The 26,151-nt window shown below is 39.7% G+C and carries 24 protein-coding genes and 1 tRNA gene; 9 read left to right on the plus strand and 16 right to left on the minus strand.

All coding sequences use genetic code 11. The features are described 5' to 3' along the window. The first annotated feature begins 224 nt into the window (after positions 1-224). The 5 genes from C511_RS0100065 to secDF all read left to right on the plus strand — a co-directional run bounded on the left by C511_RS0100065 (position 225) and on the right by secDF (position 8,258). Positions 225-887: a rhomboid family intramembrane serine protease gene (locus C511_RS0100065; protein WP_024996071.1), complete on the plus strand. Its 663-nt coding sequence runs from the start codon at positions 225-227 to the stop codon at positions 885-887. Next, positions 868-1,752 (plus strand): rhomboid family intramembrane serine protease, encoded by an 885-nt coding sequence (locus tag C511_RS0100070; RefSeq protein WP_024996070.1) that lies wholly within the window; start codon positions 868-870, stop codon positions 1,750-1,752. Before C511_RS0100065 ends, C511_RS0100070 begins: the two co-directional genes overlap by 20 nt. A gap of 3 nt (positions 1,753-1,755) precedes the next feature. Beyond that, entirely contained in the window at positions 1,756-2,847 is a 1,092-nt protein-coding gene (locus tag C511_RS0100075) for an endonuclease/exonuclease/phosphatase family protein (RefSeq protein ID WP_024996069.1), read from the plus strand. An 18-nt stretch (positions 2,848-2,865) separates the two neighbouring features. After that, positions 2,866-4,953: a M3 family metallopeptidase gene (locus C511_RS0100080; RefSeq protein WP_024996068.1), complete on the plus strand. Its 2,088-nt coding sequence runs from the start codon at positions 2,866-2,868 to the stop codon at positions 4,951-4,953. 281 nt (positions 4,954-5,234) lie between these two features. Continuing rightward, the gene (secDF, locus tag C511_RS0100085) at positions 5,235-8,258 is read left to right on the plus strand and encodes a protein translocase subunit SecDF (RefSeq protein ID WP_024996067.1); all 3,024 of its coding nucleotides are present in this window, start codon (positions 5,235-5,237) and stop codon (positions 8,256-8,258) included. A gap of 117 nt (positions 8,259-8,375) precedes the next feature. Here the strand turns inward: secDF and C511_RS0100090 are convergent. Continuing rightward, positions 8,376-8,447 (minus strand) — tRNA-Arg (locus C511_RS0100090). A gap of 321 nt (positions 8,448-8,768) precedes the next feature. On the opposite strand from C511_RS0100090, the gene C511_RS0100095 reads away from it, so the two are divergent. Beyond that, complete coding sequence (locus tag C511_RS0100095) at positions 8,769-10,625, plus strand: 2-oxoacid:acceptor oxidoreductase subunit alpha (RefSeq protein ID WP_027317619.1); 1,857 nt, start codon at positions 8,769-8,771, stop codon at positions 10,623-10,625. Between the two features lies 1 nt (position 10,626). Next, a complete protein-coding gene (locus tag C511_RS0100100; protein ID WP_024996066.1) occupies positions 10,627-11,640 on the plus strand; it encodes a 2-oxoacid:ferredoxin oxidoreductase subunit beta in 1,014 nt (337 codons plus the stop codon). A gap of 489 nt (positions 11,641-12,129) precedes the next feature. Here C511_RS0100100 and upp read toward each other — a convergent pair whose 3' ends face one another. Further along, positions 12,130-12,783, minus strand: coding sequence for a uracil phosphoribosyltransferase (gene upp / locus C511_RS0100110; RefSeq protein WP_024996065.1), 654 nt, complete (start codon positions 12,781-12,783; stop codon positions 12,130-12,132). Positions 12,784-13,049: 266 nt separating this feature from the next. On the opposite strand from upp, the gene pckA reads away from it, so the two are divergent. Then, entirely contained in the window at positions 13,050-14,657 is a 1,608-nt protein-coding gene (gene pckA / locus C511_RS0100115) for a phosphoenolpyruvate carboxykinase (ATP) (RefSeq protein WP_024996064.1), read from the plus strand. Positions 14,658-14,806: 149 nt separating this feature from the next. Here the strand turns inward: pckA and typA are convergent, their stop codons facing one another. Next, a complete protein-coding gene (gene typA / locus C511_RS0100120) occupies positions 14,807-16,606 on the minus strand; it encodes a translational GTPase TypA (RefSeq protein ID WP_024996063.1) in 1,800 nt (599 codons plus the stop codon). 122 nt (positions 16,607-16,728) lie between these two features. Between typA and rpsO the strand changes: the two genes are divergently transcribed. Further along, a complete protein-coding gene (rpsO, locus tag C511_RS0100125) occupies positions 16,729-16,998 on the plus strand; it encodes a 30S ribosomal protein S15 (protein WP_024996062.1) in 270 nt (89 codons plus the stop codon). Positions 16,999-17,068: 70 nt separating this feature from the next. Here rpsO and C511_RS0100130 read toward each other — a convergent pair whose 3' ends face one another. The 13 genes from C511_RS0100130 to C511_RS15885 form a co-directional block, all read right to left on the minus strand. Next, complete coding sequence (locus C511_RS0100130; protein ID WP_024996061.1) at positions 17,069-17,545, minus strand: Dps family protein; 477 nt, start codon at positions 17,543-17,545, stop codon at positions 17,069-17,071. A 149-nt stretch (positions 17,546-17,694) separates the two neighbouring features. After that, the gene (locus tag C511_RS0100135) at positions 17,695-18,399 is read right to left on the minus strand and encodes a peroxiredoxin (RefSeq protein ID WP_027317620.1); all 705 of its coding nucleotides are present in this window, start codon (positions 18,397-18,399) and stop codon (positions 17,695-17,697) included. Positions 18,400-18,529: 130 nt separating this feature from the next. After that, a complete protein-coding gene (locus C511_RS0100140; RefSeq protein WP_024996059.1) occupies positions 18,530-19,369 on the minus strand; it encodes an MBL fold metallo-hydrolase in 840 nt (279 codons plus the stop codon). After that, positions 19,362-19,829 (minus strand): C-GCAxxG-C-C family protein, encoded by a 468-nt coding sequence (locus tag C511_RS0100145; protein WP_002562090.1) that lies wholly within the window; start codon positions 19,827-19,829, stop codon positions 19,362-19,364. The genes C511_RS0100140 and C511_RS0100145 overlap by 8 nt, the downstream gene beginning before the upstream one ends. A 26-nt stretch (positions 19,830-19,855) precedes the next feature. Beyond that, a complete protein-coding gene (locus C511_RS0100150; RefSeq protein ID WP_024996058.1) occupies positions 19,856-20,146 on the minus strand; it encodes a hypothetical protein in 291 nt (96 codons plus the stop codon). Positions 20,147-20,158: 12 nt separating this feature from the next. Continuing rightward, the gene (locus C511_RS15875; protein WP_024996057.1) at positions 20,159-20,968 is read right to left on the minus strand and encodes an Mrp/NBP35 family ATP-binding protein; all 810 of its coding nucleotides are present in this window, start codon (positions 20,966-20,968) and stop codon (positions 20,159-20,161) included. Positions 20,969-20,988: 20 nt separating this feature from the next. After that, on the minus strand, positions 20,989-21,408 hold the full coding sequence (locus C511_RS15880) for a 4Fe-4S binding protein (protein WP_034781085.1): 420 nt from the start codon (positions 21,406-21,408) through the stop codon (positions 20,989-20,991). A gap of 23 nt (positions 21,409-21,431) precedes the next feature. Continuing rightward, positions 21,432-22,868: a Fe-S cluster assembly protein SufB gene (gene sufB, locus C511_RS0100165; RefSeq protein ID WP_002562094.1), complete on the minus strand. Its 1,437-nt coding sequence runs from the start codon at positions 22,866-22,868 to the stop codon at positions 21,432-21,434. A gap of 19 nt (positions 22,869-22,887) precedes the next feature. Then, positions 22,888-23,634 (minus strand): acyl-[acyl-carrier-protein] thioesterase, encoded by a 747-nt coding sequence (locus C511_RS0100170; protein WP_002562095.1) that lies wholly within the window; start codon positions 23,632-23,634, stop codon positions 22,888-22,890. A gap of 109 nt (positions 23,635-23,743) precedes the next feature. Beyond that, positions 23,744-24,604 (minus strand): ATP-binding protein, encoded by an 861-nt coding sequence (locus C511_RS0100175; protein ID WP_024996055.1) that lies wholly within the window; start codon positions 24,602-24,604, stop codon positions 23,744-23,746. Next, positions 24,585-25,454, minus strand: coding sequence for a nucleotide-binding protein (locus tag C511_RS0100180; RefSeq protein WP_002562097.1), 870 nt, complete (start codon positions 25,452-25,454; stop codon positions 24,585-24,587). The genes C511_RS0100175 and C511_RS0100180 overlap by 20 nt, the downstream gene beginning before the upstream one ends. Next, a complete protein-coding gene (locus tag C511_RS0100185; protein ID WP_002562098.1) occupies positions 25,454-25,798 on the minus strand; it encodes a NifB/NifX family molybdenum-iron cluster-binding protein in 345 nt (114 codons plus the stop codon). Before C511_RS0100185 ends, C511_RS0100180 begins: the two co-directional genes overlap by 1 nt. 25 nt (positions 25,799-25,823) lie before the next feature. Further along, on the minus strand, positions 25,824-26,144 hold the full coding sequence (locus tag C511_RS15885; RefSeq protein WP_024996054.1) for a NifB/NifX family molybdenum-iron cluster-binding protein: 321 nt from the start codon (positions 26,142-26,144) through the stop codon (positions 25,824-25,826). Positions 26,145-26,151: the final 7 nt, after the last annotated feature.

The following is a 26,151-nucleotide window of genomic DNA, read 5'->3' on the forward strand; positions in this document are numbered from 1 at the left end:
AATACGTAAATGATTAATTAATATATATATTACACAAAAGATATCCGTAAATACCTCACAAATATAGAGTAACAAATCAAATTATCAAATAAAAACTTAGAAAAAACGCAGAAAAGATTGAAAAAGAATAAATAGGATTTTAAAAAACTGCTATAGAACAGAATTAATTCGTATTTTTGTTGCCGAATGTAATAGTAAGAATCCGATTTAAAGAGCTAAAAATGATGCCTACAATAACCAAAAACATTATAATAATCAACCTATTATTCTTCTTTGGAGGAATTGTTGCCGAAAGTTATGGAATAGATTTGAGTGACTACCTAGGACTGCATTTCTTTATGGCCGATCACTTTAACGTGGTACAACTATTCAGTTATATGTTTCTCCACGGAGGCTTCAGCCATCTTTTCTTTAACATGTTTGCAGTCTGGATGTTCGGACAAATACTTGAAGAGACCTGGGGACCTAAAAGATTTCTTTTTTACTATATAGCATGCGGTGTTGGCGCCGGACTTATTCAAGAAGTGGTTCAATTCATAGAATATGAAATGACACTTTCTGCATACAACAGTGTTAATATTGGCACGGCTATTATCCCAAACTTGAATTTGATGAGAACGGTAGGGGCCTCTGGTGCCGTATACGCTATTTTGCTGGCATTTGGAATGACCTATCCCAATCAGTCTTTGTTTATTTTTCCATTGCCCTTCCCCATTAAAGCAAAATTCTTTGTTGCAGGATATGCGTTAATTGAGCTATATTCAGGATTTGCAAACAACCCCAATGATAATGTAGCACATTTTGCTCATTTGGGAGGAATGCTGTTTGGATTATTATTTATTTTGTACTGGAAGAAAAAAGATCGCAATGGGACAACTTATTTCTGAAATAAAAGATTTCTATAAAAGAGGAGACGTTACTGCCAAACTTATCTTTATTAATGTTGCATTATTTGTAGCAATAACGCTCTTGACTGTCGTTTTCCGTTTATTCAAGGTTGAGATTAGTGGTATATTTGACGCTTTAGCTCTGCCGGCTTCTTTGGATAATCTGCTGGTAAAACCATGGTCTATACTTACTTATATGTTCATGCATGCTGATTTTTTTCACATTCTGTTCAACATGTTATGGCTTTACTGGTTTGGCAAACTCTTTCTGATTTTCTTTTCATCCAAGCACTTAAGAGGGCTTTATATATTGGGAGGACTTCTGGGAGGACTTTTTTATATCGCATCTTACAACATCTTCCCCTATTTTCGTGAACTGATACCTTTTTCAAACATGGTAGGAGCATCGGCTTCTGTATTAGCCATTGTTCTTGCTACCGCTTACAGAGAGCCCAACTACCCGATAAACTTACTTTTTATTGGAACCGTCCGCTTAAAATACATCGCTTTATTTGTTGTATTGACAGACCTTCTCTTTATTACATCTGATAATGGAGGGGGACATCTCGCACATTTAGGAGGAGCATTGGCCGGTATATGGTTTGCAGCTTCCTTAAAAAGAGGGACAGATATTTCTTTCTGGATCAACTTTCTTATCGACAAAATTCAGCAGCCTTTCAGTGCAAGTAAACGAAAACCTAAAATGAAAGTGCATTACGGACGTAAACAAGATTACGATTACAACGCAAATAAGAAAGCACAATCAGATGAAGTAGATCAGATTTTGGATAAGCTCAAAAAGTCGGGCTACGATAGTCTGACTACGGAAGAAAAGAAAAAATTATTTGATGCCAGTAAAAGATAAAGGATGAAGCACATAGGAAAATACGTATCCTATCTTATTCTAGCCATAAACTTGCTCTTCATTGCTCTTTTATGGCTCTCGGCATATAGTCCGCATATTACGCCCGATGTACATCCTATTGAATCTTGTTTAGGACTTACTTTCCCCATATTCATCTTAGTGAACAGTTGTTTCCTATTCTTTTGGCTTATAGTGAAATACAAATTTGCAATTCTTCCTTTAGTGGGCTTTCTATTCTGTTACCCCCAAATAAGAACCTACATGCCTATTAATTTTCAGTCGGACTCCATTCCTCCTAAAAGCATTAAACTGTTATCTTATAATGTCATGGGGTTCAACGGATTGAGACTGGAAGAAGGAGAAAACAAGATACTCAATTACTTAAAAGACAGCGAGGCCGACATTATTTGTTTGCAGGAGTATAACGCAACAACAGATCGGAGTTTGCTTACGCAACGAATGATTGATAGAGCACTGAAAGAATATAAATATAAGAATATACTAAACGTCGGAGAAAAAAGCAGCTCCAACAAAATAGCCTGTTATTCGAAATATCCTATATTGAGTTCAAGAGTCCTTCATTACGAAAGCTCATACAACGGGTCGGTAAACTATGAGATAAAAATAGATCAAGACACAGTCACACTAATCAACAACCATCTGGAGTCAAATAAGCTGACCAAAGAAGACAAAGTTATCTACGAAGAGATGATTAAATCACCCGAAGCAGACAAAGTAAAAAACGGACTGCGACAATTAATCAAGAAATTAGCAGAAGCATCTGCCATACGTGCTCCGCAGGCAAGAGCCATTGAAGAGGAGATAAACAGTTCGCAGCATAAATATGTTATTGTTTGTGGTGACTTCAATGACACTCCTATTTCTTACGTCCACAGAATCATTGCGCGTAATTTAAACGATGCCTTTACTGAGTCGGGAAGAGGCTTCGGTGTGTCTTACAACCAAAACAAATTCTTTTTTCGCATTGACAACATATTGCTAAGTAAGAATTTGAAAGCATATAATTGTACTGTAGATCGGTCCATAAAAGAATCCGATCACTACCCCATTTGGTGCTATATATCTAAAGAATAACTATAAAAAGCAATAACTATGACAATTAAGAAAACAGTATTCATTTTAACAACATGTTTTATGATGTACTCATGCGCTACCTCAACAGATAGCAATCCTTTCTTCTCGGAATTCAAAACCGAGTTTGGTGCTCCGCCTTTTGACAAAATAAAGATTGAGCACTATGAACCTGCCTTCAAAAAAGGTATTGAAGAACAAAACCAAAACATTCAGGCTATTATTGATAACAAGCAAGAGCCCGATTTTGAGAATACAATTGTAGCACTCGATAACAGCGATCCGATACTATCGAGAGTCAGTGCCATCTTCTTCAACATGACCGATGCAGAAACCACTGATGAACTAACTCAATTATCCATAAAGATTGCACCTGTTCTTTCTGAACACAATGACAATATTTACCTGAATCAGGCTCTCTTCAAGAAAGTAAATGCAGTATATCAGAAAAAAGAAACTGCTAAACTCACTACAGAGCAAAGTCGACTTCTGGATGAAACATACAAAAGTTTCGTGAGATCCGGAGCTAACCTCGACAACCAGAAACAGGCACGCTTAAGAGAGATAAACAAAGAATTATCAACCCTTGGCATTACTTTCAGCAATAACATTTTGAACGAAAACAACTCATTCAAACTCGTTGTCGATAAGAAAGAAGATCTGGCTGGTTTGCCCGATTGGTTTTGTGAAAGTGCTGCTCAGGAGGCTAAAGCAGATGGCAAAGAAGGAAAATGGCTTTTCACTTTACATAATGCCAGTCGCCTGCCTTTCTTGCAATACGCAGAAAACAGAGCTTTGCGTGAGAAAATGTATAAGGCTTATATAAACAGAGGAAATAACAATGACAAAAACGATAATAAGAAGATTATCACTCAAATTGTAAGTCTGCGTTTGGAGAAAGCACAATTACTTGGTTTCGACTGCTATTCAAACTTTGTGCTCGACAATACCATGGCCAAAAACTCAGAAACAGTAATGGCTTTCTTGAATAATTTGTGGCAATATTCACTTCCTAAAGCAAAAGAAGAAGCAGCCGAGCTGCAAAAGCTGATGGACAAAGAAGGAAAGAATGAAAAGCTGGAAGCATGGGATTGGTGGTACTACACAGAGAAACTGCGTAAAGAGAAATACAACCTGGATGAAGAAGAAACCAAACCCTACTTTAAACTGGAAAATGTTCGTCAAGGTGCCTTCGATGTAGCCCATAAACTTTATGGCATCACGTTAACACCGTTGAAAAACATCCCTGTATACCACCCCGATGTGGAAGTATTTGAGGTAAAAGACGCTGACGGTTCACATTTGGGCGTATTTTACGTTGATTATTTCCCACGCCCAGGCAAGAGTGGGGGTGCATGGATGAGCAACTACAGAGAACAACACGGCAACATCCGCCCGCTGGTATGCAACGTAGGTAGCTTTACCAAACCGGTAGGTGATACGCCCTCTTTGCTAACACTTGACGAAGTGGAAACCCTTTTCCACGAATTTGGACACGGTCTACACGGTCTTCTTACCAAATGTAACTATGCCGGGATATCAGGAACTAATGTTGTAAGAGACTTCGTTGAGCTTCCTTCACAAATCATGGAACATTGGGCTACAGAACCCGAAGTGTTGAAGATGTATGCTAAGCATTATAAAACAGGCGAAAGCATGCCCGATTCTTTGATCAACAAACTTTTAAAGCAAAAAACATTTAACCAAGGTTTCATGACCACCGAGCTTTTAGCGGCGGCTATACTAGACATGAACCTGCATAACCTCAAAGACGTAAAAGGACTCGATGTGGTGGCTTATGAAACAGAAGCTATGAACAAGTTAGGTTTAATTACCGAAATTGCTCCCCGCTACCGCACTACCTATTTCAACCATATTATAGGAGGATATGCAGCCGGATATTATAGCTACCTATGGGCAAATGTATTAGATTCAGATGCCTTTGAAGCTTTTAAAGAACACGGCATATTCGATCAGAAGACGGCTTCCTTATTCAGAAGTAACGTACTGGAGAAAGGCAATAGCGAAGACCCAATGACTCTTTATAAAAACTTCAGAGGAGCAGAGCCTAAGCTCGATGCGATGCTGAAAAACCGCGGAATGAAATAATCAAAGAATATATCATTAAGAGATTAAGCCTCTGGAATCAATTGCATTCCGGAGGCTTAATTTATTTACCTGCCAACTATTAAACCGACACAATTTTCTATTTAAAATAAGTGATAAAGACAATCAGAACGCTATCAGAAGAAGAAAAAAAAGCGGTAAATTAGCCTTCCTAAACCAAATATTTACCCCCAGATATACCTTAATGTGAAAAAAAAGCTATATTTGCAGCCTTATATACAATGGAAATTAATATAAAAAGTAATCTATAAATTAAAAGTACAATGCAAAACAAAGGATTTGTTAAGGTTTTTGCGATTTTACTCACATTGGTATGTGTGTTCTATCTCTCTTTCTCCTTCGTTACCCGCTACTACACCAATAAGGCAAAGGAGTATGCGAAAGGAGACGTGAAGCTGGAGCAAAACTACCTTGACTCGCTATCAAATGAGAAAGTATGGTTGAAAAACTACACGCTGAAACAGTGTCGTGAAATGGAGATCAGCTTAGGGCTTGATTTGAAAGGTGGTATGAACGTGATATTGGAAGTTTCTGTAGCCGATGTAGTTAAAGCGTTGGCTGACAACAAACAAGACGAAGCTTTCAACAAAGCGTTGGCATCAGCTACAAAGTTACAGGCAACCAGTCAAGATGACTTCATTACTTCGTTTGTTAAGGAGTATCGCAAACTGGCACCAAACGCAAAACTCGCAGAATTATTTGCTACACAGCAATTAAAAGACAAGGTTAACCAAAAATCTTCTGATGCTGAAGTTGAAAAAGTATTAAGAGAAGAAGTAAAAGCCGCAGTTGATAACTCATACAACGTACTTCGTACCCGTATTGACCGTTTTGGTGTTGTTCAGCCTAACATCCAGAGTCTGGAAGACAAGATGGGACGCATCATGGTTGAGCTTCCCGGTATTAAAGAGCCCGAACGTGTGAGAAAACTTCTTCAAGGTTCTGCCAATCTCGAATTCTGGGAAACATATGATGCCAAAGAAATCATTCCTTATTTGCAATCAGCCGATGCCAAAATCAAAAGCATACTTTCTAACGAACCTATGCCCAATGATACGCTTGCAACAGATTCTGCAATTACTGAACAAGCTCCTAAAGTAGAGGCTGTAGCTGCACAAAAAACCAAAAGTGCTGCCGACAGTTTAGCTGCAGCCCTGAAAGGAACCGACAAAGCAACAGATGCAACGGCTAATGCCAACCTAGAGCAAATTAAGAAAGAACATCCGCTAGCGGCTATTCTTCAGTTCAATACTTCAGGCCAAGGCCCGATTGTTGGTTATGCACACTACAAAGATACAGCCGAAATCAACAAATATTTTGCTATGCAAGCCGTGCTTAACGACTTCCCTAAAGAGCTACGCTTGAAATGGGGTGTGTCTGCCGCTGAGTTTGATCCTAAAGCACAGACTTTTGAGTTATATGCAATCAAGTCAACTGAAAGAAACGGCAAAGCACCTTTGGAAGGTGATGTTGTGAATGATGCTAAAGATGAATATGACCAATGGGGAAAACCTGCTGTAAGCATGGAAATGAATACAGACGGTGCCAGAAGATGGGCTTTGTTGACTAAACAAAACATTGGTAAATCAATTGCCATTGTTCTTGACGGATACGTATATTCTGCTCCAAACGTTAACTCTGAAATTACAGGGGGACGTTCACAAATTACCGGTCACTTCACTCCTGAACAAGCAAAAGACCTTGCTAACGTGTTGAAGTCTGGTAAGATGCCGGCACCCGCACACATTGTACAAGAAGACATTATCGGTCCGTCATTGGGACAAGAGTCTATCAATGCAGGTATCTTCTCATTTGCAGTAGCACTTGTATTGCTGATGGTCTTCATGTGCATTATTTATGGATTCATTCCCGGAATGATTGCCAACGGAGCGTTGATTCTAAACTTCTTCTTTACACTGGGTATACTCTCGTCCTTCCAGGCTGCACTTACCATGTCAGGAATTGCGGGTATGGTACTCTCGCTGGGTATGGCGGTTGATGCGAACGTGCTTATTTATGAAAGAACAAAAGAAGAATTAAAGAACGGCAAGGGAGTGAAAAAAGCGTTGGCCGATGGATATTCAAATGCTTTCTCTGCTATCTTCGACTCGAACCTAACATCTATCATTACCGGTGTAATCCTGTTTAATTTCGGTACCGGACCTATTCGTGGTTTTGCTACTACTTTAATTATAGGTATCTTGGTTTCATTCTTTACAGCTGTGTTCATGACTCGCATAGTTTACGAACACTACATGAACAAAGACAAACTGTTGAACCTTACCTTTACATCCAATATTTCTAAGAAGTTGTTGGTGGCTACCCGTATCAACTTCATGGGCAACAATAAGAAGTCATTAACCATCACAGGGGTAATTCTTCTTATCTGTATCGGTTCGTTCGCTATCAGAGGATTGAGCCAGAGTATTGACTTCACGGGTGGACGAAACTTTAAAGTTCAGTTCGAAAAACAAGTAGAGCCCGAACAGATTCGTAGTTTGATTTCACAAAAATTCGGAGATGCTAACGTAAGTGTTATTGCCATTGGAACAGATAAGAAAACAGTGCGTATCAGTACCAACTACCGCATTGATGATGATTCAAACTCTGTAGATACTGAAATTGAAGCTTACCTGTATGAAGCATTGAAGCCTGCACTTACTAACGACATCACTCTTGAAACATTCATCGACCGTGATAACCACACAGGTGGAAGTATCGTAAGTTCTCAGAAAGTAGGTCCAAGTATCGCTGACGACATCAAGACATCGGCATTCTGGTCTGTATTATTATCACTTGTAGCAATCGGTCTGTACATCTTGCTGCGTTTCCGTAACATTGCCTACAGTGTGGGTTCTGTTGTTGCTTTGACGAGTGATACCATTATGATTATCGGAGCCTACTCGTTATTGTGGGGCATTGTTCCATTCTCTCTGGAAATTGACCAGACCTTTATCGGTGCAATCCTTACTGCAATTGGTTACTCAATCAATGATAAGGTGGTAATCTTTGACCGTGTGCGCGAGTTCTTCGGTCTGTACCCCAAACGAAATAAAACAGTTTTGTTTAACGACTCATTGAACACCACGCTGGCTCGTACCATCAATACATCATTAACTACTTTGATTGTATTGGTATGTATCTTTGTTCTGGGTGGCGATTCTATCAGAAGCTTTGCGTTCGCAATGATTCTGGGAGTTGTAATCGGTACTCTTTCATCATTATTCATTGCTTCGCCAATTGCTTATATGATGATGAACAAGAAGGCTGATAAAACAGTTGAATAAGAACTGACTATTGTCCTATATATAAAGAAGGCGTCCTTTTGAGGACGCCTTCTTTTTTTGCTTGGGTACAAAAAAAGGTAAGGTTAAAACCCTACCTGATAAACTTAAAAAAGAATGTAGCCTCGAGGGGAATCGAACCCCTATCTAAAGTTTAGGAAACTTCTATTCTATCCGTTGAACTACAAGGCCCCAATAATCGGCTGCAAAGATAAGCTTATTTACTGATTTAGCCAAACATGACCACGTAATTGTATGCCATAAAGTCGCCCTTTCTCCTATCAATATGTAGAGTTTAGAAAAGGTTTATAAAACAATCCATCCAAAAACAGGACCGTAAAAAGACAAAACTATAAGAAAAACACTTCTATTTAACACAAAATATCAGTTTCAAAGCAAAAGATTTTGTTAAGTCACATAACTTTCCGAACTTTGCGGAAAGAAATAAGCTTGTTGTTACTACATAACTTCACAAAGGTAACAAGAAACAACCCTAAAACTAATTATATAATTATGGCAGACGAAATGACGATCAAGGACTTAGAGAGAGTTGTAGTTCGTTTCTCCGGTGACTCCGGCGACGGAATGCAGTTAGCAGGTAGCATTTTCTCTAATCTATCAGCCGTTTTGGGAAATGACATCTCCACGTTTCCTGATTTCCCGGCAGAAATTCGTGCCCCGCAAGGGACTTTAAGCGGAGTCTCAGGCTTCCAGGTACACATTGGCGCAAAAAAGGTATTCACCCCGGGTGATAAATGTGATGTATTAGTCGCAATGAACCCCGCTGCGCTTAAAACCAATGTGAAATTCCTAACCCCGCAATCAGTTATTATCATTGACACCGATACGTTCGCAAAGAAGGATTTGGAAAAAGCTCAATATACAACTGAAAATCCCTTTGCCGAACTCAATATTCACAATCAGGTTATTGAAGCTCCCATTTCATCTATCTGCAAAGAGAGTCTGAAAGACAGCGGACTTGATAACAAAGCTGCTCTTCGCTGCAAGAACATGTTTGCCCTGGGTTTGGTATGCTGGCTCTTCAACAGACCGTTGGAACATGCCATGCACATGCTTCAAAATAAATTCTCCAAGAAGCCAAGTATTGCAGAAGCCAATATAAAGGTACTGACCGACGGTTATAATTACGGGCATAACACGCATGCATCGGTATCAACCTACCGGGTGGAGCCCAAAGAGAATAAGGCCAAAGGATTCTACACGGACGTAAACGGAAACCTTGCCACATCATACGGATTGGTAGCAGCAGCCGAAAAAGCGGGCATACCACTCTTCCTGGGTTCATACCCCATTACGCCCGCTACCGATATTCTGCACAATCTTTCAAAATTAAAAGAGCTGGGTGTGATCACGGTACAATGCGAAGACGAAATTTCGGGCTGTTGCAGTGCCATTGGTGCCTCATTTGCAGGTTGCCTTGCCGCCACAAGCACATCGGGTCCGGGCGTTTGTCTCAAGAGTGAAGCCATTAACCTGGCCGTTATTGCAGAACTTCCGCTTGTTGTTGTGAATGTGCAACGCGGAGGCCCTTCAACCGGACTGCCAACCAAGAGCGAACAGACCGACTTGATGCAAGCTGTTTACGGAAGAAACGGAGAAAGTCCGCTGGTTGTTATAGCAGCTACTTCGCCTACAAACTGTTTTGACTCAGCCTACATGGCCTCAAAAATAGCGTTGGAACACATGACGCCCGTTATTTTGCTAACCGACGGATTTATTGCTAACGGTTCGGCAGCTTGGAAGATTCCTTCCTTAAAAGAGTATCCGGCAATCAACCCTCCATACGTTACTCCTGAAATGCAGGAAGGATGGAAACCTTACCAACGTGACTTGGAAACCATGGTACGCTCTTGGGCCATACCGGGAACAGAAGGATTCCAGCATCGTTTGGGCGGACTGGAAAAGGATTACGACACCAGCGCCATTTCGACTGATGCAAGCAATCACCAGAAAATGACCTTAACCCGTCAGGCAAAGATTGACTACATTGCCAATTGCATTCCCGAACAAGAGGTGTTAGGCGATAAAGATGATGCCGAACTGCTCATTGTAGGATGGGGAGGTACATACGGACACCTTTACTCTGCTTTGGAAACCATGCAGAAACAAGGCAAGAAAGTAGCTTTGGCACACTTCCAGTACATCAATCCGCTGCCCAAAAATACAGTAGAGATTCTTAAGAAATACAAGAAAGTGGTTGTGGCCGAACAAAACATGGGACAGTTTGCCACACTGCTGCGCGCCAAAGTTCCCGGACTGAATGTTTATCAATTCAACCGGGTGAAAGGTCAGCCTTTCAATGTATTAAGACTAGTAGAAGAATTCACTAAAATTATGGAGGAAAAATAATATGAGTGACCAAACATTTACTCCCAAAGATTTTAAAAGTGACCAGTACGTACGTTGGTGCCCCGGATGTGGTGACCACGCCTTACTAAACTCACTTCACAAAGCAATGGCAGAACTGAATATTACTCCCCATAATGTGGCAGTGATTTCGGGCATCGGTTGCTCATCTCGCCTACCTTATTATATGAATACGTACGGGTTTCACACCATTCACGGACGTGCAGCAGCTATTGCTACCGGCGTAAAAGTAGGAAACCCTAACCTGAGCGTATGGCAAATCTCGGGCGATGGTGATGCGTTGGCCATTGGCGGTAACCACTTCATTCACGCCATTCGTCGTAATGTAAACGTTAACATCGTATTGCTCAATAACCAGATTTACGGACTTACCAAAGGACAATATTCACCTACTTCACCGCGTGGTTTTGTATCCAAATCATCACCCTACGGAACGGTAGAAGATCCTTTCTGTCCGGCCGAACTAACATTCGGAGCACGCGGACGCTTTTTCGGCCGTTGTGTAGATGTTGACAGCTCGGCCTCGGTAGAAGTACTCGTAGCCTCGGCCAAGCACCAAGGCGCATCGGTTGTTGAAGTGCTGCAAAACTGCGTTATTTTCAATGACGGTTCACAATCATTGGTAGCCACAAAAGCCGATCGTGCTAAGAATGCAATCTATTTAAAACACGGTCAGCCAATGATTTTCGGAGAGAACAACGAATTGGGACTCATGCAAGAAGGTTTCGGACTGAAAGTTGTGAAGCTTGGCGAGAACGGAATAACAGAGAAAGACATCTTGGTGCACGACGCACATTGCCAAGATAACACCCTGCACCTGAAACTAGCCTTGATGGAAGGTCCCGATTTCCCGATAGCATTGGGCGTTATTCGTGATGTGGAAGCACCCAGCTACGATGTATGCGTTCACGCACAAATAGAAGAAGTAAAATCAAAGAAAAAGGATCGCACACTGGAAGAGCTTTTGATGAAAGGCGAAATCTGGGAAGTTAAATAAGAAAGTCCGAAATAAATAGGTGAAATGCTTGACTTTGGCAATATAATGTATTATCTTTGTCAACATAATCCTATAGTACATTCCATTTAATATAGGCGTAAAGGCAGAAGCTCAAACTTCTGCCTTTTTTGTTTTATCTGGGTTCATTTTTAGGAAGAGACGGTTGCTTATGCCGGTTTGCACGGTAGCAAATGGTCAATAAGAAACCGTCTGATGGCGAAGAGACGGTTTCTCCCGAACCAAAAGACGGTTTATGATTTCAAATTGCTCGTTATCTTTTTCAAATCGGCCGTTATCTTTTTCAAAAAGCTGGTTATGTTTTACCAAACCGTTCACGGCAATTCGCAAAACCTTTCTAACAGTTAATAATATATAAACCTGCTCTTGACAAAAATCGGAGATTATGCAGCAGGTGTAAGGTAGTTTCGCTTATAAAATAGAAATGGGCAATGCTGAATACAAAAGAATAAGAAATAAGAAGTTCAACGACTACTCCTTCTCACCATAAGCTAGGTCGCCCGCATCGCCCAGGCCGGGTACAATATAAGAGTGGTTGTTGAGTTCAGGATCAATAGCTGCACACCATATCGTTGTTTTATCTTCGGGAAACACACTGGCAATATATTCAACCGCTTTTTGGCTGGCAATCACCGAAGCCACATGAATCTCTGCCGGATGCCCCTTAGTCAACATGGCCTGATAACTCAATTCCATGGATCCGCCCGTAGCCAACATCGGATCTGTTATGATCAACGTTTTGCCATCAATACGCGGAGAAGCAATGTACTCAATGTGAATATCAAACTTAAGTGTATCCTTGTACTTTCTGTATGCCGATACAAATGCATTCTCGGCATCGTCAAAATAGCTCAGAAAGCCCTGGTGAAAAGGCAAACCTGCACGTAATATGGTACTAATCACCAATTGATTATCGGGCGTACTAACCGGAGCAATTCCCAATGGAGTCTTTATATCTTTCACCGAATAAGAAAACGTTTTGCTTATTTCATAGGCCATTATTTCGCCTATGCGCTGAATGTTCCGGCGAAAACGCAAGCGATCGTTCTGTACTTCCACATTGCGAATCTCTGCCACATATTGGTTTAAAACTGAATTTGACTCATTAAAATTAATAATCTTCATATATCCTCGCTTTATTTATTCGGTATTTATACGGTGCAAAGTAACTGATATATTTCCAAACTGCAACATTCAGGTGGCATATTTTGTTATGGATATATAAAACTGAAACAATTAAAGAAAAATTTCTTTAATAAGCTATTTTATTTCAAATAAAGTATTACTTTTGTAATCGGTTAACAAGGAAGAGACGGAATTCGTTTCTTTTTGTAAGGCAAAGGTAAAAAGAGACAATAATTAAAATACCAATTTAACTAATTCAAAAGAAAATGGCAAATTTAGATTTAAGCAAGTACGGTATTACAGGTGCAGTTGAAATCGTGCACAACCCGTCTTACGAAACATTATTCGCTGAAGAAACCAAAGAAAGTCTTCAGGGTTACGAAAAAGGACAAGTAACCGAACTGGGTGCAGTAAACGTTATGACTGGCGTTTACACAGGTCGTTCTCCCAAAGATAAATTCTTTGTGAAAGACGAAACCAGTGAAAATACTGTTTGGTGGACTTCAGAAGAATACAAAAACGATAATAAACCTGTTACAACCGAAACTTGGAACGTTTTAAAGGAAATTGCTGTTAAGCAACTTTCAAACAAGAAACTTTTCGTGATAGATACATTCTGCGGAGCTAACGAAAACTCACGCATCAAGGTTCGCTTCATCATGGAAGTAGCTTGGCAGGCACATTTCGTAAAAAATATGTTCATTCGCCCAACTGAGGAAGAATTAGCTAATTATGGCGAACCCGATTTCGTATCTTTCAATGCTTCTAAAACGAAAGTTGAAAACTACAAAGAATTGGGCTTAAACTCTGAAACAGCTACCGTATTCAACTTGACCCACAAAGAACAAGTGATCATCAACACATGGTATGGTGGTGAAATGAAGAAAGGTTTGTTCTCTTACATGAACTACTTGCTTCCATTGCAAGGTATGGCTTCTATGCACTGCTCTGCAAACACTGACCTTAACGGTGAAAACACTGCTATCTTCTTTGGTTTGTCAGGAACAGGTAAAACTACTTTGTCTACAGACCCAAAACGTTTATTGATCGGTGACGACGAGCACGGATGGGATGACGAAGGTGTATTCAACTTCGAAGGTGGTTGCTACGCTAAGGTTATCAACTTGAGCCAAGAAGCCGAACCAGATATCTACGCAGCTATCAAGCGTGATGCTCTTCTTGAAAACGTAATTGTTGACGCTGAAGGCAAAATTGACTTCAACGATAAGAGCGCAACAGAAAACACTCGTGTTTCTTACCCGATTAATCATATTACAAACATCGTTAAACCGGTTTCTAAAGGTCCGGCTGCTAAGAAAGTGATCTTCCTTTCTGCTGACGCATTCGGTGTATTGCCTCCGGTTTCAATCTTGAACTCTGAGCAAACTAAATACTACTTCCTTTCTGGTTTCACCGCTAAATTGGCCGGAACAGAACGTGGTATTACTGAACCAACTCCTACATTCTCTGCTTGCTTCGGTGCTGCATTCTTGTCATTGCACCCAACTAAATATGCTGAAGAGTTAGTGAAGAAGATGGAAAAATCTGGTGCTCACGCATACTTGGTTAACACAGGATGGAACGGTAGCGGAAAACGTATTTCTATCAAAGATACACGTGGTATTATTGACGCTATCCTTGATGGTTCTATTGACAAAGCTCCTACTAAGACTCTGCCTTACTTCAGCTTTGTTGTTCCAACAGAACTTCCTGGTGTTCACACTGAAATCCTTGATCCTCGCGACACGTATGCTGACGCAGCTCAATGGGAAGAAAAAGCAAAAGACTTGGCAGGACGTTTCATCAAGAACTTTGCTAAGTTCACAGGAAACGATGCTGGTAAAGCATTAGTTGCTGCTGGTCCTCAACTCTAATATTCTTATTAGATTCATATACAAAAGCGGTTCCTTCGGGGGCCGCTTTTTTTATTGCACGTAACCGCGCGTTGCCGGGAATTGAACACAAAAAAGTCCGGCAGAGCTTTCACCCTGCCGGACTTCTATACTAAAACAAAAAACAAATACTAAGATTTATTGGAACGCTTACGTTCATTTTCATCCAAAATGATTTTACGCATACGCATTGATTTCGGAGTAACCTCTACATATTCATCTTCCTTGATATATTCCAAAGCTTCCTCTAAAGAGAACTGCACGGGAGGAATAATACGAGCTTTATCATCAGAACCCGACGCACGCATGTTAGTCAGCTTCTTTGATTTAGTTACATTAACTACCAAATCATTATCTTTGGCATGCTCGCCCACTACCTGTCCGGCATACACATCATCCTGCGGGAAAATAAAGAAACGACCGCGATCCTGCAATTTATCAAGAGCATACGCAAACGCTGTTCCTGCTTCCATAGAAACAATAGAACCATTAAGACGTCTTTCAATTTCCCCTTTATAAGGTTGATATTCTTTGAAGCGGTGTGCCATAATAGCCTCACCGGCAGAAGCAGTCAATACATTGGTACGAAGACCGATGATACCTCTTGAAGGCATATTGAATTCCAAGTTAATTCGCTCACCTGTATTTTCCATAGATACCATCTCACCTTTACGGCGGGTAACCATGTCGATAATCTTGCTCGAATACTCTTCGGGTACATTGATAGTCAGCTCCTCAATAGGTTCGCACTTTTTGCCATCAATGGTTTTATAAAGCACCTGAGGCTGTCCTACTTGCAATTCGTAACCTTCACGACGCATGGTTTCTATCAATACCGACAAGTGAAGTACACCACGACCAAAAACGACCCACTTTCCATCTTCCTCACTCTTGGTTACACGCAATGCCAAGTTCTTATCCAACTCTTTTTCCAAACGGTCGTTAATGTGACGTGAAGTAACAAACTTACCGTCTTTACCGAAGAAAGGAGAATCATTGATACTGAACAACATACTCATGGTTGGTTCATCAATTGCAATTGGTGGCAAAGCTTCGGGATTTTCAAAATCACAAATGGTATCACCAATATCGAATCCTTCAATACCAATCAATGCACAGATATCACCCGAATGAACTTCCGTAGTCTTCACACGGCCCAAACCTTCGAACACATGAACCTCTTTGATCTTCGACTTAACGAAACTTCCATTTCTTTTTGCCAAAGACACATTCATACCCTCTTTCAACACACCTCTGTGCACACGTCCAACCGCAATACGACCGGTATAAGAAGAGTAATCCAAAGAAGTAATAAGCATTTGAGGAGTTCCCTCCAATTGAACCGGAGCCGGTATGTTTTCAATAATACAATCAAGAAGAGGAATAATTGTTTCTGCAGGTTGTTTCCAGTCAGTGCTCATCCAGCCATTCTTAGCAGAACCGTATATAGTAGGAAAATCGAGCTGTTCTTCAGTAGCGTCAAGGCTAAACATGAGGTCGAACACCATTTCATGTACTTCGTCGGGACGACAATTGGGTTTGTCAACCTTATTAATAACAACAATTGGTTTCAACCCTATTTGCAAAGCTTTTTGGAGTACGAAACGCGTTTGAGGCATAGGACCTTCAAAAGCGTCAACCAGTAGAATGCAACCATCGGCCATATTTAACACACGTTCTACTTCGCCACCAAAATCACTGTGCCCCGGAGTATCGATAATATTAATTTTTGTCCCATTGTAGTTGATAGAAACGTTTTTAGAAAGAATCGTAATACCTCTTTCACGTTCCAGATCATTGTTATCCAGAATTAATTCGCCGCTCGACTGGTTATCGCGGAACAGGTGTCCGGCCAAAAGCATTTTGTCAACGAGCGTTGTTTTCCCATGATCGACATGGGCAATAATTGCAATGTTTCTAATATTTTGCATATAATACCTATTATTTGGGTGCAAAGTTACGAAATTTGAATTATAAAACATTGTGATATAAAAAATAATATCTATCTTTGCAGCCTCAAAGAATAATTTATATATCAAAAATCTAAAAAATTATGTATTTAGATCCCGCTAAAAAAAAGGAAATCTTTGAAAAGTACGGAAAGTCTAACTCTGATACTGGCTCAGCTGAGGCGCAGATAGCTTTGTTTTCATACCGTATTTCTCACCTGACTGAGCACCTTAAGCTCAACAGAAAAGATTATAGCACTGAAAGAGCTTTGACAATGTTGGTAGGTAAACGTCGTAGACTTCTTAACTACCTGATGGATAAAGATATCGAAAGATACCGTGCCATCATCAAAACTCTCGGTTTGAGAAAGTAATTTTTGCTTCTGCAAAAAAATGAAAGGCTGCCTTTTCGGGCAGCCTTTTCTATTTCAGGGGGTTCAATACTTATTTGCTGTTATAGGCAACAAGCATCCAAACCATCTTTTCTTGTTCTTTGAGGTAATCGCTCATCAACGCGACTGTTACCTCGTCATTCACTTCAGAAGCCAGAGAAAGCAGTTTTCTTTCTTCAGCAATCAGGTAAGAATAAGTTTCCAGAATGTTATTCAAAGCGTCATCTGCATTGCTTACTCCATCAACCTCTTTTACCTTGGCAACTTTAAGATATTCGCTAAATTTATTGGCAGGCGTACCACCCAACATCAACACACGTTCGGCCAGCTCGTCAACCTTTTCGGCAGCATCGTTATACAACTCTTCGAACTTGCTGTGAAGCACAAAGAATCCATGTCCTTTGATATTCCAGTGGAATCCTCTCAGGTTAGTATAATACACCTGGAAATCGGCCAACAACTGTTGCAATGAAGCAACTACACTACTTACTTCTTTCTCGTTTAATTTGATGTAATTTAAAGTCTTCATAATCTTTTGTTTTTTATATTGTTATACTGTTTTTATTTCTTTTCTGTGCTACAAAGATAGAGCTTCAAAAGGTAGTTACCAACTCAAAATTTCTATCTGGCCATAGACAGCATCTATCAGTACTTCAACTGAAAATCACTAACTAAAGACTACTTGCCTAATTTACTTTCAACCTCTTCTTTAGAAAGTTTACGAGTACAGAAGAACCAGTCATAACAAATCAACTCACCGGTTTTGTTATCCATCCTCTCTTTGGCAACACCACAAGAACCGGCAGTAGGTACAATCACGTCATCGCCCGGACGCCAGTCGGCCGGCAACGCTACTCCAAAGTTGTCTGCTGTTTGCAATCCCATCAATACACGCTTTATCTCATCAAAGTTACGACCCAATGAAAGCGGATAGTACAAAATAGTTCTAATAATTCCTTTAGGGTCAATAAAGAAAACAGCCCGTACGGCTTGCGTTTCACTTTCGCCCGGCTGAACCATTCCATATAGTTTAGCCACATGCATGGAAACATCTTCAATCAAAGGAAATTTAATTTCAATATCTTTCATTCCCTTGTAATCTATTTTATCTTTGATTGTTCTTAGCCATGCAATGTGGCTATATAAACCATCAATAGATAAACCCACAAGCTGGCAATTCAAAGCTTCATACTCAGCTGCCATTTTACCAAAAGTCATAAATTCTGTGGTACAAACCGGTGTAAAATCCGCCGGATGACTAAACAAAATGACCCATTTACCTCTATAATCTACCGGGAAATTAATTTTACCCTGTGTAGTTACTGCCTCAAAAGAGGGAGCTTGTTCGCCAATTCTTGGCATGACATTCATTTCTTCCATCATTTATTTCTTTATTATTAGTTGGTTATAAAATCGAAACAAATCTACGCTTAAAAGGTTGGTTGTCAAACAGATAAAATCTATCACTAAATAGATTTTATTTATATCTAGTCATTAAGCAGTTATCAACTGCTTAAAACTTCAACTGCATTCCGCTGTGAAACAAAGCAAAACGGTTCTGCAAGACCTCTGAAAAAACATCAACAGCAGCACTTCCGGTGCAATGACCTGTATAAAGGCACATTTCGGGATATTTATCCGCCAAGACACGGGCGATGGATGCAACATCATCTTTCTCCTCCATATCAGTATCTACTAAATGAGTACCGCCAACAAATGCCAGAACCTTAGAACAACCGGTTATTTCAACACTCGACTGAATAATATTCAGCACACCGCTGTGCGAACATGCAGAAAGTATTACGATACCATCATCTATACGGATAACTAAAGCTACTTCATCATTAGGTATATAAGGCTTTTCCTGTCCATCGGCTACAATTCTCAGGAATTGATTGCCAACAGGCAAGCGATGTTCAAAAACACGATTATGTATTAAATAAACGTGGGGCGACAAAAGACAATCTTCTGTTAGCAGTACAAAGCGATCGGCATATTTTGCAAATAAAGAACTGTCCGAGCTAATATCTCTGGGCTTCTCATGCCTGTAAGTCAGATACTTATACTTAAAGGCCTTATCAGAGACAAAAATCTTTGCAGATTTATTTACTTGCAAGAAAGTGCTTAATCCACCAGTATGATCTTTATGTCCGTGAGATAAAATCAGGTGATCAACCTCTTCGGCATGAATACCCAATTTATTAGCATTATTGAGCCATTTGTCAGAAGCCCCCAAATCATATAAACAGGCTAAACCGTCAACTTTAAAATAAAAAGACAGTCCATGTTCCGTCAGCAATTCTTTATCAAGAAAGGCTGCATTATTATCAATCAAAACCGTAAGATCAAGCATGATCAATTAATTTTTGTTCTTCTAAATATTCCACCCAAATACGAGCTGCCTCCTCAACCATTTTGACACAAGGTCTTTTTTTATAATACGTTGCAGTACGTTCTTCAGGCATTGAAGATATGGGGTGATTTTTCTTCAGGCCCAATAATTCACCACAATTCAAGGAGCCATTTCTCGCTACAAAAACTTGCGCCAGGTCCTGCACTAGTTTATAATTGGCTCCTTTCGCTTTTGCATCGGGGACTACACTTCCCGTTTGCAAACCCGCCAGTATAAACATTCCGCAGGCTGCACCGCATGTTTCACGCATACGCCCAATTCCGGCACCAAAAGAAGCTGAAATTCGCAATGCTTGCTCTTCTGTCAAATCATATAAGTCAGCAAAAGCTGTTACAACAGACTGCGAACAGTTGTATCCGCTTTTAAACAATTCAACAGCCCTATCAATTCTTTCTTCCATAAAAACTATCCTAAAAAACTATTCCTTTAATCATTATTAGAACTTTTGTCTCTTCTAAGCTGCCTCTTTTGATTTAAAGAATAGCCTGAACCATCGCAACGATCAGCTTTCCTTTTAGGATCTTTTTCATTAAAATCAGCTTTCCTGCAAGTGCGTTTTTCGTAATTATCACAAATACCATTATGATTAGAATCAAAGAAACAACCTCTTTTTCTAATCGTCGTATTTTCAATATTATTGTTATCATTCCGGGCCAAAGAATAAGCAAGTCCTACCGCCCCTAAAAACAATACACCAATTATAATTCGTTTCATCATAACCTTCCTATATTATTTTTTCTCCTCACAAAAAGCTACTACCACCTCAGCCAATTGTTCAAAAACAAGTTTTAAATCTTTATTATCAAGAGCAGAAAAAGCCTTCCCTTGTTCAGCCAACTCTCCAACTTCTTTTATTAAAGGAATCTGGGCCAACAAAGGAACACTGAATTCATCAGCTAAAGTTTGCCCACCGTTCTTTCCAAAAATAAAATACTTCTCATCAGGATGTTGTAACGGGGTAAACCAAGACATATTTTCAACAACTCCTATCAGTGGAATATGGATATTTTCGTTAGTTAACATCTCGGTTCCTTTACGTGCGTCATTTAACGATAACTCCTGAGGGGTAGTTACCACTATAGCACCATCAATTTCAAATTTCTGCACAGCAGTAATCTGAATATCACCCGTACCCGGAGGAAAATCAATAATCATATAATCAATATCGTCCCAATAGGTCTGAGTAAACAACTGAGTAATTGCATTAGAGGCCATAGGACCTCGCCAGACAATTGATTTTCCCTTATCAGCAAAAAAACCTAAAGAATTAATCTTCACTCCATATTTTTGTATGGGGTCCATCATCCCATCTTTATCTGCTTTGACAGATAAACAAGGACGTTCATTCTCTACATCAAAGATTTTGGGAATAGACGGTCCATAGATATCAGCATCAACCAAAGCGACTTTATAGCCTTTATCGGCCAAAGTCATTGCCAAATTAGCAGAAACAGTAGATTTTCCTACGCCTCCTTTACCGGAAGCAACAACAATTGTATGTTTCACCCCTTCTAAAGGGGTTTTATCAAAAACTTTCATATATAATATAAATTACCTAGTTATGAAATTGCATCCATGGGACAAGCCTGAATACATAGTCTGCATTTCTTGCACTTACTGTTATCAATAACTGCAACTCCATCAATTATATCAATAGCACCTTTGGGACAAATATCTACACAAGTACCACAACCCGTGCACAAATCTTTGTTCACAACCGGAAAAGCCGACACCCCTCTACGCGGTAAAACAGAAGAATCTTTGCTATAACCCGAACCTAAAATGGTAGCTTCCACTAAATCATCAGGCACTAAAGGCACATTGCATTTTGGGCATAATAGCGAACGACAAGGAACTCCTCTTTCATGTTGAACACTATAACCACATACCGGACAAACACATGATTGAACATGATTCATTTGGTTACGGCCACGACCGGCACCCAAATTTCTAAACATACGTAATCTTCTTCCAAACATCCTATTTAAAATTTATTATTTTTTCATCCAACACTACTGTCTAAAGATAATTCCAAAAGCTTTTGAGCCTCAACCGCATATTCCAGAGGTAGTTTTTCTATTACGTCACGCACATACCCGTTCACAATAAGTCCAACAGCCGTCTCTGTAGGTATGCCTCGTTGATTACAATAAAAAATCTGCTCCTCACTGATTTTTGAAGTAGTAGCTTCATGTTCAACGGTTGAAGAGTCATTTCTATTCTCAATACAAGGAAAAGTATGTGCTCCACAAGAAGAACCAATTAGCAAGCTGTCACACTGACTATAGTTACGCGAGTAATCGGCCTTTGGGTCAACATAAATTAAGCCGCGATATGTATTCTGACTCTCACCTGATGAGATACCTTTACTGACTACACGGCTACTAGTATGTTTACCATAGTGCAACATTTTAGCTCCGGTATCAGCCTGTTGATGATTATTCGTCACTGCTACTGAATAAAACTCAGCCGAAGAATAATCGCCCATTAGCAAGCAAGAAGGGTATTTCGAAGTAATAGCAGAGCCAGTTTCCACCTGAGTCCATGACAAACGACTATGCTCACCCAAGCAAAGACCTCTTTTAGTCACCAGATTATATATCCCGCCTATTCCATTTTTATCACCGGGATACCAATTCTGAATGGTACTGAATTTTACCTCTGCACGATTCATCACCACAACTTCAACTACAGCGGCATTCAGTTGGCACTTGGTTCGTACGGGTGCAGTACATCCTTCCAAATAAGAAAGATAACTATCATCTTCTGCTATAATCAAGGTCCTTGAGAACTGTCCGGTTTCACCGCTGTTGATACGGAAATAAGCAGAAAGCTCCATTGGACACCTCACTCCACGAGGAATAAAAACAAAAGATCCTTCAGTAAAAACGGCAGTATTAAGCGCAGCAAAAAAATTATCTTTATAAGAAATCACACTTCCAAGGTATTGCCTCACCAGCTCAGGATAAAGCTTCACCGCTTCGCTAATAGAGCAAAAAAGAATTCCTTTACTTTTTAAGACTTCACTAAAAGTGGTTTTCACTGATACAGAATCCATAATTGCTTCCACTGCCACTCCGGTAGATTGGCCGGCAGAAAGCGGTACACCCAATTTATCAAATGTATCAATCAGTTGAGCATCAAAAGCACTCTGGTTATCATTAGCGGATGAAGGGCAAGGTTCTGCATAATAGCTTATTGACTGAAAATCAATATCAGGAATGTGCAAATTTCCCCATTGAGGCATTGACAACGTTTTCCAATATCGATATGCTTCCAGTCTAAATTCAAGCATCCACGAAGGCTCCTGCTTGCGTGAAGAAATATAATATAGGGTTTCTTCGCTCAAACCCTCCTTTAAAACAGAAGTGTCTACATCCGTTTGAAATCCGTATTTATATTCCTGAGATCTATTTTTCTTAAATAAATTATCAAACATGATAAACTATAAAACAGAATCATTTAAAGAATAGCTTGCACCGGCAAACTATTTCATCTGTATCTTTCCTTATTTCAACATAAAAAGAATTACAGCCCATGTCTTCCTTATATAAGAGAAGACGATCTCCATAAGAAGTTTCCTCAACGTAAGCAATTTCCAGCTTATATAATCCGCCGTGATTATAAACATCCAACGAAAAAGAGTTAAGTATACATTCTATATACTTTATGCTATTAACATGACCATTGATGTCTAAGTCGCCATAGGTCACTTTATGTTCAAAACAAGGAATCGTTTCTTTTAATTTAAAACGTTCTTTCGATGTAGAAAGCGCATGGATTTCATCGCAAACAGAATCAGTAATAATTCGATCAAAAAAACGATTCAGATTAACCGGAGTACGATCGGCTTCATGAATTAAAGCCCAAACGGCATGGGCTTTTCCAACCAATCGGTTATCGCTATTAATCAAAGTATACTCCCTATTAATAAAATAATGGTAAACCTTACTAACCCATGTGTGCAAAGTAAAAGGCTCGTTTTTATAAAGGGGCTCCTCTAATTGAATCACTAATCTTGAAATAACCCATGTATATGCCTCCTGATTGTAGTGCCCCATGCCGAATCCAAACTGTCGGGCATGCAAATTAGAGCAGTTCAGAAGGTGATTACCTAACACACTAAAAGACAGCTTGCCCGTATAATCCGCGTGAAAATCCTCTACAATAAAAGGATAGCTACCTATTTTTATATTCTCATTCATAAATATTAATCAATACTGGAGATAAATCCTCCAGACAAAAAAAATCATTTTTCAGTCTGGAGGATATTCAAAAGAAACAAGCAAAAAACACTAAAACACAAATTATATTTTAAAAAAGTATCTCCGAAAGAGCCTTCTTAAGCAAGTTTGTCATATCAGACTGAGGACGATACTCCACAATTGTTTTTCCCTCAACCAAAGCCTCAACCATTTCAGGGGAAAAAGGCAATAGTGCAACTACCGGTACATTTTTTTCTGCACACCAATCTTCCACTTGTCGTGCAACTGTTTGATTCAGAGTACACTTATTAATAATCACATACGTAGGAAGTGAATACTGCCGAACTAACTCTACCGCGCGCTTTAAGTCTGAGAATCCCGACAAAGTGGGTTCAGTTACAATAACAACCTTATCAACTCCTGTTATTGTTGACAGAACAGGGCAACCAATTCCGGGAGGTCCATCTAGTATTGTTACGGGACAAAGTTTCTCCTTCGCTATATTCTTACTGATCTCCCGAATTTGATTCACCATTTTACCGGAATTTTCCTCGCCGGGAGCCAAACGACCGTATACCATATTTCCATGACGAAAAGTACCTATATACATTCGGCTTTTATCAACAGGAATCATAGTTATCGCGTCTACGGGGCAAATCCGGTAACATAACGCACAACCATCACAACTAATTTCATCAATAACGGCTTTACCCTGTGTCATTTCTATAGCATCAAAACGACATAACTCTTCACATCGCCCACAGCCAATGCAGACTTCATTATCGACTTTTGCATGCTTACCGGAAACAAACACAAGTTCCTTATCATGAAAAGGATGAAACAGTAAATACAAGTTTGAGGCATCAACATCACAATCCACCGCCATCACATTTGACACCAATGACATAAATGCTGCACTTATACTTGACTTTCCGGTCCCTCCTTTTCCACTAATTACTGCTATTTCCATATGCTATCAATTTATCGGCAAGACTGTGAAATACTCTATTAGCACCTTCGTGATGTTCAGATACAACTTTTCCTTCGGAATACAAACGGGCTATCTCTTCCTCAAAAGGAATCTCAGCCAACAAAGTATAACCATTCCTTTCTAAATAATCATAAACCTCCCTATCGCCCAAACCAGCTCGATTAATAACAACTCCAAAGGCTTTACCCATTGTCAGAAGAGTATCAATAGCTTGTTTCAAATCGCTCAGTCCAAAAGGAGTTGGTTCTGTTACCAAAATAACAAAATCAGATTTTGCAACCGTTTGAATAAAAGGACAAGATGTACCGGGAGGCGAATCATAAAGTTCATATTCAGATTGATCTTGAAATGCATTCTTCATGGTTGCTTTAATGAGCGGAACCGGTGAAGGATGCCCGGTTGTCATTCTTCCCTCTGCTAAACAAACACTATTCTGATACTTATAAGAAGAGACAGTCCCGACTACAGTACTTGAATTTTCAATTGCACCCGACTCACAAGCAACGCTGCATGCAGCACATCCATGACATAAATCATTGAGCAACCTGATGTAGCGAGAAGAAGGCATATAAAAAATAGCATGATATTCACAATATTCCACACATTTTCCACAAAAGACACATTGATCGTTATGAATAATAGGCCTGAATTCAGTAACTTCTATTTCATTACACAAATCAGCTTCAAAGAAAGCCAAAGCATTAGGGACCTCAACATCACAGTCAGCCAACGCTACACACTTACCTTTATTTTTTAAAGAATGAAACAAGTTAACCGCAACAAACGTTTTTCCTGTTCCACCCTTACCACTAGCAACTGCAATCTTCATTAATGATCGTGATTACAGCTATTCTCTCCCGTAACTAGCGAATTCTTTAAAAAGTCTTCAACCAATTCCCTAGGAGTTTTAGCATCTGCACCTACAAAAACCTGAATATTCTCTTGACGGAACAGTTCTTTAGCCTTTTCACCCATACCTCCTGCTATTACTGTTCCAACGCCCTGTTGACCAACCCATGCCGGATACAATCCGGGTTCATGCGCCGGTGGTGTAACCATTGTTTCTTCAACAATTAAACCTTCTTGAATGGTTGCCATATAAAATGATTCACAATGACCAAAGTGAGCACATAATTTCCCCCCTTCTGTGGGGATCGCAATTTTTTTATTCATTTTTCTATCCAATTATATATCAGTACTATACTTGTTGATTCAGCAAATCAATAATCTCTTTAATCGTTTTTTCCTGCTTCATCACTATCATCTGAATCTTAAGATCAGTCAAAAGCGACTTAATCTTAACTCCAAAATCACCCGATACAATCTTCACGACTTGATGAGGAGCTACTATTTGCACGGCAGCCGGACCAGCTCCTTCTTCTGCGGTCTTGGCCGTGTTCAATATAAATTCAACTTTCTTGGTCTCCGTATCATACAATGCAAAAAAAGCACATCTTCCAAAGCGAGGATCCATCGCACTGTCTAATGAATCACCTGTACTAGTTATAGCTACTTTCATAATTATA

It is taken from the genome of Bacteroides graminisolvens DSM 19988 = JCM 15093, assembly GCF_000428125.1.
GTDB lineage: Bacteria > Bacteroidota > Bacteroidia > Bacteroidales > Bacteroidaceae > Bacteroides > Bacteroides graminisolvens.